Below are 10,875 nucleotides of genomic sequence, written 5' to 3'. Positions count from 1 at the left end.
TCCAGAGTTAATATGCTACGGTCCTTTTGCCTGAGAGATTCCTGGGTGGTTGCTCCTTCGGCGCTACGATAGTCTGTAGTCTCTCCCGTATAGAAGAATAATCTACCAGATGTATGTCAGAGTCAATTAATAATTTTTTCTTTTTTATTAGACAAAAGCAACGATGAAAACTGAAGTAAAACAGCAAATAAAATAATTGCACCACCAATTAATGTAAATAATGATGCCCGTTCACCTGCAAATAGAAAAGCCCAAACAGGCCCCAAAACAGATTCGGATAGCATAATTACTCCAACCATTGCTGAAGGAGTGCTACGAGCACCGATGGTAATGAATATAAAACCAAAACCAACTTGAAAAAAACCTGCTAAGAAACCTAAAAATATATCATTAGGTGAAACCATTAAATTATGTGAATAGTAAATACATACACTTAACCCTATTAAGCAAGAGCTTACTCCAGCAACAAATTGAGCAGGAATCATGTCTACTGTAGGAAATTTTCTTACAATCATGATTAAGACCGCAAATGTAATAGGCATTGTAAATGCAGCTAAATTTCCTGAAAGGTTACCTGGTCTAAGATCATTGCCAACCATTAAAGTAACTCCTGTTATTGCTAATATTATTGAAACTAGAGTTATTGTTGAAATTTTTTCTTTTAAAAATAAGTAACCAAAAATTGCAAGAAATAAAATTTGTAATGAGATTATGAAATTAGTATTGGCAACTGATGTATTAGACATTGCATATACATAACCACAAAATCCGAATGACAATACAATACCACCAAAAAAACCTGGCAATCCAGATTTATAGAAAGAGCTTAAAGTTTTCTTTTTATAAGTAATTATTAAAAAGGCTAAAACTGTAAGCGTAAAAAATAAAGATCTCCAAAAAAGAATTTGCCACTCTGTAGAGCCTTCAAATTTTTTTACAATAAGCCCACCAAAACTTAAACTTAAAGCTCCCATAAAAATCAGTAATGGACCTGGAATTTTATTAATTACATTCATTTAAATATCTATTTGTATCTTCTGTGTATGCTTTAAATATATTCTGAGCTTCTTCAAGACTTACTTCCTTAAAGTTTATTTTTGTTCCAGGAGTTAATTGCCCAACTAAATCAAGATCAGCAGTAATAACTACACCAATCTTTGGATATCCTCCGACTGTTCCATGATCCGACAACATTATTATTGGATTACCATCAGCAGGTACCTGAATAACTCCTCTAACTAAACCTTCTGATTTGATGTTGGTGTTTTTTATATTTTCTAATTTAGGACCTTTTAATCTTATACCCATTCTATCAACAAGGTTTGAGATTAAAAAATCTTCATTAAAAAATTTGTCTATTGCATCCTTAGAAAAATAGTCAAAATTTGTACCTTTAATAATTCTAATGATGTTATCAGTAGAATAATCAAAATTTATTTTTTTGTTTATTAGGCTTTTGATATCAATTTTTTTAATAAAAATTTTATCATTTAACGAATATTTTTTTCCATTATTTGGTCCAATATTTGCTTTAGTATTTATGGAATAACTGCTCCAGGTTTTTTCTACATCAAAGCCACCATTTACAGCTAAGTATCCATACGTAGAATTTTTGGTTGATATTATATCTATTTGATCTTCTTCATCTAAAAAATAACTTTTATAACACTCACCTTCTTCAACCTTTAAATTCTTTCTAATAATTTTAAAAAAAATATCCCCAGATATTGCAAAATTAATTTTTCCATTCTTTAACTTTAAAAGAGGGCCTTGGTATGCAAACTCTAATACAGGCTCATCTAATTGATTTTCAACTAGTCTATTTGATAATGTATAATTTCTTTGGTCAATTGCACCGCTTACTGCAATACCAACATGATATAAATGATTTCTACCTTTGTCTTGAATGGTAGTATTAACTCCAGCCCTTAAAATCTCAAAATATGCTTTATTCATTCCAATTTAAATGTTCTTCTTTTGTTATTTGATAAAAACTTACTTTATCACCTGGATTAACTAGAGCTGGTTGAACTAAATTTTTATCATCAAAAATTTTCTTTGGGGTGTTACCAATAATATTCCAACCACCAGGGCTTTCAAAAGTATAAATATTTGCAAATTGTTCTGTTATTCCTACCGATCCCTTAGGCATCTTTAATCTTGGTGTTTCCAATCGATCGCATCTAATATTTTCATTAAGATCTCCTAAAAAAGGCATTCCAGCAATAAAACCTGTCATGTAACAAAAATACTCTTTGTTAAAATATAGTTCTAATATTTTTTTTTTATCTATATTCAATTTTTTAGTTAATCTCAAAAAATCCAGTCCATACTCATCATCACAACAAACTGGAATTTTAATTCTTTTGTTATTATTTTGAATATCTCTATTAATGGTTAAGCCTTCTATAAAATATTTAATTTTTTTATAGTTAGTTATAGTTAAATCAAAACTAATGATTAATTTATTATAAGAGGGTGTTAAGTTAGTTATTCCTTCAATCTTTTTATCTTTTATTAATTTTGATATATGGTGAAAGTAATCTATGACGCTTGAATTTATTGTTTCATTAACTTCTAAGCCAAAATCACAATATACGGCTGCATCACCAAGATTTAATATATTTTTAACCATGCCATGTTATACTCCAGACTAAAGAGTATGGAAATTAATATCAATTGTGATTTAGGGGAAAAATCTAAGTTTCATTCTATCAAGAATGATCCAGAATTACTTAATATTGTAAATTCTGCCAACATTGCATGTGGCTACCATGCGGGAGATGAACAAACAATGGATATGGTTATTCAAATTTCAAAAAAAAATGGTGTTAGTTTGGGTGCTCATCCTTCTTTTAATGATCCTGAAAACTTTGGAAGAAAAAGAATGAATTTAAATTCTTTAGAAATAAAAAAACTAATCTTTGAACAATATGAAATATTACAAAAAATTGCTCAAAATTATAATGAAAATGTTACTCATATTAAGCCACATGGGGCACTTAATAATATGGCTTGTGAAGACCTGGAATTAGCTACAACTCTAGCAGTGGCCATTAAAGAGATTAATAAAGATATCATTTATCTTGTCCCAACTGGTTCGCAAATGGAAGTTGCTGCTAAGAAAAATAGTTTAAGAATAGCTTGTGAAATTTTTGCAGATAGAAATTATGAAGATAATGGAAATTTAATTTCTAGAAGTAAACCAAATGCTTTAATCACTGACCCTGAGTTAGCAAAGAAACATGTGTTGAACATGGTTAAAAATCAGGCAATAAATTGTCTCAGTGGTAAACAGATACCTTGTGAGATTGACTCGGTTTGTATACATGGTGATAATGAAAGCTCATTAGCAACTGCTAAATCTATCAGGGATAATTTAATTGATAATGGGTTAGAACTAAAACCTTTAAATAAAATGGATAAATTTAATTAAAATATGAAAAAACTTATTTATACTTTACTAATAATAATAGCACTTACTAATAATTCATTTTCTGCAGGGAGTAGCGATGATAACGATTCTACCCCAAAAGTATCAAACTATGCAAAAGCAAAAAATTTAATTAAAGCTGCCAAGAAATATGAAAAAAAAGGTAAAACTGAAAAAGCACAAAAAAGATATGCAAAAGCACAAAAGCTTCTTTTAAAATCTAATGATGAAAAACCATTACAGGCAGATACTTTAAATTATTTGGGTTTTACTACTAGAAAACTTGGGGATTATGAAGGGGGTGAAAAATTTTACTTACAAGGCTTACAAATTGAGCCCAATCATAATGGAATAAATGAGTACCTTGGTGAACTTTATGTAGCCACTAATAGAATGGATATGGCTAAAGAAAGACTAGAAGTTTTGAAAACTTGCAACTGTGAAAAATATGACGAACTAAAAGAAATAATTGAAGGTACTAAAAAATCTAAATATTAAATTTATGCTCAATATTCAAAATCCAATTGAAGCTAGAAAAATTATTAGAAAAAATGAGTACAAAGATCAAACAGCAGGAACTGCTAGTAAATATGTGCAGGGTAATCTTTGTATATTGCCCAGCAAATATGCAATGGATTTTGCATCATTTTGTCAAAAAAATCCTAAACCATGTCCTCTAATAGGTTTTGGTATAAAAGGAGATCCGTCATTAAAAGATTTAGGGGATATTGATATTAGGACAGATGTTCCTCAATATAGAATATGGGAAAAAGGAAAAATTATTGATGAACCATATGACATTAAAAAATATTGGAATGAAGATTTAACGACATTTGTTTTGGGATGTTCTATGTCTTTTGAGCTACCATTAATTGAGGCGGGAATACCTATCCAACATATTGAAAATGATACTATTGTTCCAATGTATCGAACATCGATAGATTGTGAGCCAGCAGGTCAGTTCTCAGGAAAATTGGTTGTTTCTATGAGACCTTTAAATTCAAAAGATGCTATTAGATCAATTCAAATTAGTTCTCGGTTCCCAGCAGTTCATGGTGCTCCTATTCATTTAGGTGATCCATCAGAAATTGGAATAAAAGATATAATGAATCCTGAATATGGCGATCCTCCTAAGGCATTTAAGAATAATGAAATTCCTGTGTTTTGGGCATGTGGAGTAACGCCTCAATCTGTTTTACAAGATTCAAAACCTGACTTTTGTATAACGCATGCTCCAGGAAAAATGCTTATTACAGATAAATTAAATAATGATTTGGCAGCTTTATAACTAGCTTCCTAAAAAAACCTTCTTAACTTTTTCGTTATTAATTAATTCATTAGATTTACCACTAATGACTAATCTTCCACTCTCAAGAACATAGCCCCTATCAGCCATGCTTAGTGCCAATCTTACATTTTGCTCAACAAAAAGAATTGATACTCCTTCACTAACCACATTTTTGAATATTTTTATTAAATCTTTTACTACTAGGGGTGATAATCCTAAAAATGGTTCATCTACCATCAAAAGTTTTGGAAGTCCCATCAGTCCTCTAGCTATTGCAAGCATTTGTTGTTCACCACCAGACATAGTGTGAGCTAACTGGCTTGATCTAGATTCTAGTTTTGGAAAAATTTTATAAACTTTAGACAAAGAACTACTCAATTCCTCTTTTGCTTTAGGATGCCAAGCACCAAGGACAAGGTTTTGCATAACAGTAAGGTGTGGAAATACTCTTCGTCTCTCAAGAACATGGGAAATTCCTAATTCAGTTCTTTTAAAGATTGGGATTTCAGAAATTAGATTATTTTTAAAATGTATACTTCCATTCTTATGGCTAACTAAATTACTGATTGTATTTAAAATTGTACTTTTACCAGATCCATTAGGTCCTAAAAGAGCAACCATTTCTCCATTATCTACATTTATTGATACATCCCAAATAACTTGAAAATCATCATATAAAACATCAATATTTTTTATATCAAGTAGCATCAACAGTTCCTAAATATGAGTCTATTACTTCTTCATTTTGTTGAATTTCTTTTGGGGTTCCATAAGCAATTCTTTTACCTTGATCTAGCGCTAGAATATTGTCAGAAATTTCCATTATAATATTAATATTATGTTCAATGGTAATTATTGTTACACCAGATTTTTTAAGTTTTTTAATTAACTCAACTAAACCTGGGATAGTTTTTTGATCAACACCTCCTGTAACTTCGTCCATTAATAATAGTTTTGGTTCAATTGCCATTGCTCTTGCCATTTCTAATCTTTTTCTTTGACCTGTTGAAAGCTCTCTAGCAAAATGATGTCTCTTTTCTATAAGATCAACAAAATCTATTATTTCTAAAGCTTTATCCCTTGCCTTTTTAATATTGTCTTCTTTCACAAACGAGCCAATCATTACATTTTCTAATAATGTTTGATCCGCAAAAGGTTTTAATTTTTGAAAAGTTCTTCCAATACCTAGACTGCTAATTTTGTCAGGACTTAAACCTGATATATCTTTATTAAAGAAACTAACTTTGCCATTATCAGTTTTTGTATAGCCAGTAATTAAATCAAACAAAGTAGATTTGCCTGCACCATTGGGTCCTATAACTCCCAAAATTGTACCTTCTGCAACATCAAAAGAAATATCATTATTGGCTTTTATACCTCCAAAAGATCTACTTAAATTTTCTACAGATAAAATTTTCATCTTTGTTTTTTCCTTTCTAAAATATTTTTTGGAAAAAAAGATATAAGCCCCTCTGGTCTAAAAATGCAAATTAGCATTAGAATTAACCCATAGAGAATTAAATCTACAGCTCCTCCTGTTCCACCTAAATAAATTCTAGAATATTCTGAAATTGGAATAAGAATAGCTGCACCCACAATAGGCCCCCAAACATTTCCAATTCCACCAAGGACTGTGATCAATAAAACAATAATTGAAATTTCTATATTAAACACTCTATCTGGATCAATTATAAGTATATACTGAGCAAATAAACTTCCCATTGGCGCCATTATCATTGCTGAGATTACATAGGCTATGATTTTATAATTAGAAACATTGATACACAAACTTAATGCTGCCTGTGGATCATCTCTTACAGCTCTTAATCTGTATCCTAATTTTGATCTACTTAAGAGCCAAACTAAAAAAAATGTAATTATAAAAAATACTAAAAAAATATAATAATAAGGCATTTTACTACTATGAAATTGAAGAGCTAATAAAGAGTCTCCTGAAGTCATGGGAACCCATACTCCTGATGCGGCACCTACCCACTCCCATCTTTGAAATATAATTTGAAAACTAATTCCAATTAATAAGGTGGCAATCGCAAAATAATGTCCACTAAGTCTCAGCATTGGTATACCGATTAAAACTGCAGCAAGCCCTGAGAGAATAATTCCAACAAAAATACCTATCCATGGGGATATACCGTACTGAACATACAGAAATGATGTTGCGTATGCTCCAATTCCAAAAAAAGCACCATGGCCTAAACTAATTTGTCCTGAAAAACCTGCAATTACATTCCATGACTGAGCCATAACTGCGTGCATAAAAATCATTATCATCAAATGAAGGTAGAAAGAATTCAATCCAAAATGAGGTAAAGCAAATAACAGTACAATTAGACCTCCAATTAAAGATATAATTCTTTTATCTGTATTCCAGACAGGTTCTGATTTAGCTATTAATAATTTATCCATAATTAATACCTTCCAAACAAACCTTGTGGCCTAAAAATTACAACTAGTAAGTAAATTGCAAAAACATATAAAAGTTTAAAAGATGGATCTATTAGCAAACCACCTAATGACTCAACTAATCCAATAATAATTCCTGCATACAAACACCCAATAATACTTCCAAAGCCTCCTAATGCCACTGCAACAAATGCAAATAGAGCAAAATTTATTCCAACGTCAGTAAAGATAAAAAAATAATTTGCCATCATTCCTCCAGCGACACCGACACAACCAAGTCCTATTGCCCAACCAATAGCAAACATTTTATCAGATGGTATACCTAAAATTTCAGCTGCATGCCTGTCTTGTGCTGTTGCCTGCAGTGCTAAACCAGTTTCAGTTTTTGTTACGAATAGATAAAGAAGAATAAAAGCAACCAAACAAACTAAACTAGCAATCAGTTGAGGCTGTCCAATAAAAATACCTGAAATTTCTAATCTTCCTTCTAATAATGGTTTATCAATATTTCTAAAATCTGGTGTCCATAAAAACTGTGCAATTGATCTAATAAATATTGATAATCCAAAAGTTGCACAAATCTGGATTAACATTTTGGCTTTCAATATATATCTAATCAAAAAATAATGAGTTAACACCCCACAAAAAGCCATTAATAAAATTGTAATTGGGATTGAAAAAATTGGATCTAATCCAAATAAAGACCATAACCAAAATGATGAAAACATTGATAACATCAAATGTTCGCCATGAGCAAAATTTACTATGTCCATTAATCCAAAAATTAAACTTAACCCAGCAGCAATTAATGCATAAATTAAACCCATCATTAATCCTGTCACTACTGCTTGTAAAATTATTTCAGTTGTCATTTATTTTTTATAAATTTCTACTGTTGATTGAATAGTAAGTCATTGAATTGATATCACATATAGTATTAGATTATATTTTTAAAAAAAACAAATAAGAGGGAAAATAAATGAAAAAATTAATACTTTCAGTATTTACTTTTTTATCATTAGTTTGTGCACCTACAATTAGTGCTGCAGAAAATGTTAAAATTGGAGTACTTTATCCATTAACTGGGCCTGTTGCTCAGGTTGGAAAGGATGCCGTAGCAGCAGTTCAAACTGCTTTAGACATAATAAACAACAGCCATAACATTCCTGGTATGCCTTTAGCAAAAGATGCAGGCCTAAAAGGTTTAGGTGGTGGAAAAATTTCAATTGTTGTTGGTGATCATGGTGGAAAACCAGATATTGGAGTTGGTGAAACAGAGAAAATGTTAAACTCTGATAAAGTTCATGCAATGTTTGGTGCTTACTACTCATCTGTAACAGGTGCAGCAAGTCAAGTATCTGAAAGAGCTGGTATACCTTGGGTTAATGGTGAGTCTACTTCACCAAAATTAACTACAAGAGGATTTAAATATTTCTTTAGAGTAACACCGCATGATGGTGAGTTTACTCAATTAATGTTTGAATTTATGGATGATTTTAACACTAAGAATAATAATAAATTAAAGACACTTGGAATTATTCATGAAGATACTCTTTGGGGAGCTGATAGTGGTGGAACGCAAAACAAAATGGCTAAAGACAAAGGTTATAAAGTTGTTGAAAAAATTAGCTATAAAGCAAAAACAACTTCTTTAAGTTCTGAAGTACAAAGATTAAAAGCAAAAAACCCAGATGTTTTATTGCCATCTTCTTATACAGCTGATGCTTACTTATTTTTAAACACAGCCAAAGAACTTGATTATAATCCTAAACTTTTAGTTGCACAAAATGCTGGCTATACTGATCCAAAATTTATAGCTACCATGGGAAGCAAAGCTGAAGGAGTAATTACAAGATCTCCTTTCAACACTGACTTAGCAACTACAATTCCAATGATTGGAACTGTAAATGAACTATTTAAGACACATTCTGGTGGAAGAGATTTATCAGATGTACCTGCTAGAGCATTTACTGGTTTTATGGCATTAGCTAATGCAATTAATAATGCTGGATCGACAGACCCAGAAAAAATTAGACAAGCATTGGTAGATTTAGATATGTCATCTGACTCTCTTATTGTTCCATACAGAGGTATTAAATTTGGTGCTGATGGTCAAAATGAAAAAACAAGAGGTATTTTGATGCAAGTACAAGGTGGAAAATACTGTACAGTTTATCCATTTGAACTAGCTGCATGTAAATTGCAGTACCCGATGCCAACTTGGTCTCAAAAATAATTTAGACTAATACTATTAAAGGCGATCATTAACATGGTCGCCTTTTTTTATTTATTAAATACTTTTCTTGAATTATAATATTTATTTAATATTATAAAAAAATCTTGATCGAAGAATTCATAATTTTAACCCAAATCATCTTTATAGATATCATCTTAGCTGCTGATAACGCCATTATTATTGGATTAATTGCTGCTAACTTTGTACCAAAGAATAGAAAACAAATAATTCTCTGGGGAGTTGCTGGAGCATTAGTTTTTAAAATTATTTTTGCTCTTTTTGCTACATACCTATTTGAATTTTATTATATTAAAATTTTAGGTGGACTACTTCTAATTTGGATTGTTAATGATTTAAGAAAAGATTTAGTTGAAATGAAAAATAAAATTAAATCACCAGTAAAAAAATCTACAGAACCTTCATTTGTAAAAAGTATTTATAAGGTTTTATTCGCAGATATTACGATAAGCTTTGATAACGTTATTGGAGTAGTTGGTGCTGCAAAAGGCTATTTTGGTTTCATGATATTTGGTCTTGTTTTATCTGTAGTATTAACTGGTGCATTAGCTACTTATTTAGCAAATTATATTCAAAAACACTTATGGATAGCCTATGTGGGACTAGGTTTTATTTTAATTGTGGCACTACAATTAATAATTGGTGGATTAAATGATTATGGTGTTTTATCAATTAACGAAACATTTAAACAATACTTTTAATTTAGTATGAATGTTTCTTAGTAGGAAACTTACTTGTAACTACATCTTTCTTAAACTTTAGTGCAGCATCATTTATTTGTTTTTCAATATTTGAATACCGTTTAACAAATCTAGCTTTCATTTTATTTAATCCTATAAGATCATCTGTAACTAAAACTTGTCCATCACAGTGTACTGAGGCACCAATTCCAATCGTGGGAATATTAATCATTTTTGTAATTTCTTTTGCCAATGAGCTTTCAACACATTCTAAAACAATTGAAAATACACCAGCTTCTTCTAAGAGCTTAGAGTCTCTTAAAATAGTTTTTCTTTCTTTTGTTTCTTTTCCTTTAAATTTAAAATTTTTTGCAGACTGTGGAAGAACACCCAGATGACCCATTACTGGAATTTTGTTCTTAATTAAAGTTTTGATTATTTGAACAATTTTTATACCACCTTCAAGCTTGACAGCATCACACTTCGTTTTAGAGATTATTTTTTTTGCATTTCTTAAAGCTTCTCTTGAGGTTCGGTAAGTGTTATGAGGCATGTCTACTACCATTAAGCTTTTTTTAACACCCATCCTTACACTTTTAGAATGCTCAATCATTATATCTAATGTCACTTTTTTTGTAGAAGAAAAATTATAAAGTACAGATCCAAGTGAATCGCCTACTAAAACAAGATCACAGTGTTTATCTATAATAGATGCAATATTTTTAGAGTAAGCAGTAAGGCTTATAATTTTAGATTTATTTTTTTTTTTAATAAAGTTAATAATCTTACTATTCAT

Annotated in this window: 13 protein-coding genes and 1 riboswitch; of the genes, 5 read left to right on the top strand and 8 right to left on the bottom strand. The window is 30.4% G+C overall.

Translation table 11 applies throughout. The features are described from left to right. Positions 1 to 8: 8 nt before the first annotated feature. Positions 9 to 98, bottom strand: a riboswitch (glycine riboswitch). 24 nt (positions 99 to 122) lie between these two features. From AC5YF9_RS01185 to AC5YF9_RS01175, 3 genes are read right to left on the bottom strand one after another with little or no spacing between them, the layout of a single operon-like run. Beyond that, complete coding sequence (locus tag AC5YF9_RS01185) at positions 123 to 1,016, bottom strand: DMT family transporter (RefSeq protein ID WP_415304242.1); 894 nt, start codon at positions 1,014 to 1,016, stop codon at positions 123 to 125. Then, a complete protein-coding gene (locus tag AC5YF9_RS01180) occupies positions 1,003 to 1,956 on the bottom strand; it encodes a 5-oxoprolinase subunit C family protein (RefSeq protein ID WP_415304241.1) in 954 nt (317 codons plus the stop codon). Before AC5YF9_RS01180 ends, AC5YF9_RS01185 begins: the two co-directional genes overlap by 14 nt. Further along, on the bottom strand, positions 1,949 to 2,635 hold the full coding sequence (locus tag AC5YF9_RS01175) for a 5-oxoprolinase subunit B family protein (protein WP_415304240.1): 687 nt from the start codon (positions 2,633 to 2,635) through the stop codon (positions 1,949 to 1,951). Before AC5YF9_RS01175 ends, AC5YF9_RS01180 begins: the two co-directional genes overlap by 8 nt. 27 nt (positions 2,636 to 2,662) lie before the next feature. On the opposite strand from AC5YF9_RS01175, the gene AC5YF9_RS01170 reads away from it, so the two are divergent. Genes AC5YF9_RS01170 through AC5YF9_RS01160 form a run of 3 tightly spaced genes read left to right on the top strand, consistent with a single transcriptional unit; the run spans position 2,663 to position 4,721 of the window. Beyond that, the gene (locus AC5YF9_RS01170) at positions 2,663 to 3,436 is read left to right on the top strand and encodes a 5-oxoprolinase subunit PxpA (protein WP_415304239.1); all 774 of its coding nucleotides are present in this window, start codon (positions 2,663 to 2,665) and stop codon (positions 3,434 to 3,436) included. Positions 3,437 to 3,439: 3 nt separating this feature from the next. Further along, positions 3,440 to 3,931: a tetratricopeptide repeat protein gene (locus AC5YF9_RS01165; protein WP_415304238.1), complete on the top strand. Its 492-nt coding sequence runs from the start codon at positions 3,440 to 3,442 to the stop codon at positions 3,929 to 3,931. Between the two features lie 4 nt (positions 3,932 to 3,935). Beyond that, positions 3,936 to 4,721: a putative hydro-lyase gene (locus tag AC5YF9_RS01160; protein ID WP_415304237.1), complete on the top strand. Its 786-nt coding sequence runs from the start codon at positions 3,936 to 3,938 to the stop codon at positions 4,719 to 4,721. On the opposite strand, the gene AC5YF9_RS01155 is transcribed toward AC5YF9_RS01160, so the two are convergent. Genes AC5YF9_RS01155 through AC5YF9_RS01140 form a run of 4 tightly spaced genes read right to left on the bottom strand, consistent with a single transcriptional unit; the run spans position 4,722 to position 8,017 of the window. Next, complete coding sequence (locus AC5YF9_RS01155) at positions 4,722 to 5,429, bottom strand: ABC transporter ATP-binding protein (protein WP_415304236.1); 708 nt, start codon at positions 5,427 to 5,429, stop codon at positions 4,722 to 4,724. It abuts the gene before it with no gap. Beyond that, positions 5,419 to 6,141: an ABC transporter ATP-binding protein gene (locus AC5YF9_RS01150; RefSeq protein WP_415304235.1), complete on the bottom strand. Its 723-nt coding sequence runs from the start codon at positions 6,139 to 6,141 to the stop codon at positions 5,419 to 5,421. The genes AC5YF9_RS01155 and AC5YF9_RS01150 overlap by 11 nt, the downstream gene beginning before the upstream one ends. Beyond that, the gene (locus tag AC5YF9_RS01145; RefSeq protein ID WP_415304234.1) at positions 6,138 to 7,148 is read right to left on the bottom strand and encodes a branched-chain amino acid ABC transporter permease; all 1,011 of its coding nucleotides are present in this window, start codon (positions 7,146 to 7,148) and stop codon (positions 6,138 to 6,140) included. Before AC5YF9_RS01145 ends, AC5YF9_RS01150 begins: the two co-directional genes overlap by 4 nt. A gap of 2 nt (positions 7,149 to 7,150) precedes the next feature. Further along, positions 7,151 to 8,017, bottom strand: coding sequence for a branched-chain amino acid ABC transporter permease (locus tag AC5YF9_RS01140; protein ID WP_415304233.1), 867 nt, complete (start codon positions 8,015 to 8,017; stop codon positions 7,151 to 7,153). A 107-nt stretch (positions 8,018 to 8,124) separates the two neighbouring features. Between AC5YF9_RS01140 and AC5YF9_RS01135 the strand changes: the two genes are divergently transcribed. Then, positions 8,125 to 9,381 carry an ABC transporter substrate-binding protein gene (locus AC5YF9_RS01135; RefSeq protein WP_415304232.1) on the top strand — a complete coding sequence of 419 codons (1,257 nt, stop codon included), beginning with the start codon at positions 8,125 to 8,127 and terminating at the stop codon, positions 9,379 to 9,381. 104 nt (positions 9,382 to 9,485) lie between these two features. Next, positions 9,486 to 10,100, top strand: a complete 615-nt coding sequence (locus AC5YF9_RS01130) for a YjbE family putative metal transport protein (RefSeq protein WP_168606596.1) — start codon at positions 9,486 to 9,488, stop codon at positions 10,098 to 10,100. A gap of 1 nt (position 10,101) precedes the next feature. On the opposite strand, the gene panB is transcribed toward AC5YF9_RS01130, so the two are convergent. Beyond that, positions 10,102 to 10,875, bottom strand: a complete 774-nt coding sequence (panB, locus tag AC5YF9_RS01125; protein WP_415304231.1) for a 3-methyl-2-oxobutanoate hydroxymethyltransferase — start codon at positions 10,873 to 10,875, stop codon at positions 10,102 to 10,104.

The organism is Candidatus Pelagibacter sp. uisw_098, assembly GCF_059512505.1.
The sequence above is the reverse complement of the archived record's forward strand: the minus strand, read 5'-3'. Positions and strand labels throughout refer to the sequence as shown.

Coding starts and splice junctions, on each gene's coding strand:
- AC5YF9_RS01185 (WP_415304242.1), bottom strand. CDS start 1,016: ATGAATGTAATTAATAAAATTCCAGGTCCATTACTGATTTTTATGGGA.
- AC5YF9_RS01180 (WP_415304241.1), bottom strand. CDS start 1,956: ATGAATAAAGCATATTTTGAGATTTTAAGGGCTGGAGTTAATACTACC.
- AC5YF9_RS01175 (WP_415304240.1), bottom strand. CDS start 2,635: ATGGTTAAAAATATATTAAATCTTGGTGATGCAGCCGTATATTGTGAT.
- AC5YF9_RS01170 (WP_415304239.1), top strand. CDS start 2,663: ATGGAAATTAATATCAATTGTGATTTAGGGGAAAAATCTAAGTTTCAT.
- AC5YF9_RS01165 (WP_415304238.1), top strand. CDS start 3,440: ATGAAAAAACTTATTTATACTTTACTAATAATAATAGCACTTACTAAT.
- AC5YF9_RS01160 (WP_415304237.1), top strand. CDS start 3,936: ATGCTCAATATTCAAAATCCAATTGAAGCTAGAAAAATTATTAGAAAA.
- AC5YF9_RS01155 (WP_415304236.1), bottom strand. CDS start 5,429: ATGCTACTTGATATAAAAAATATTGATGTTTTATATGATGATTTTCAA.
- AC5YF9_RS01150 (WP_415304235.1), bottom strand. CDS start 6,141: ATGAAAATTTTATCTGTAGAAAATTTAAGTAGATCTTTTGGAGGTATA.
- AC5YF9_RS01145 (WP_415304234.1), bottom strand. CDS start 7,148: ATGGATAAATTATTAATAGCTAAATCAGAACCTGTCTGGAATACAGAT.
- AC5YF9_RS01140 (WP_415304233.1), bottom strand. CDS start 8,017: ATGACAACTGAAATAATTTTACAAGCAGTAGTGACAGGATTAATGATG.
- AC5YF9_RS01135 (WP_415304232.1), top strand. CDS start 8,125: ATGAAAAAATTAATACTTTCAGTATTTACTTTTTTATCATTAGTTTGT.
- panB (WP_415304231.1), bottom strand. CDS start 10,875: ATGAATAGTAAGATTATTAACTTTATTAAAAAAAAAAATAAATCTAAA.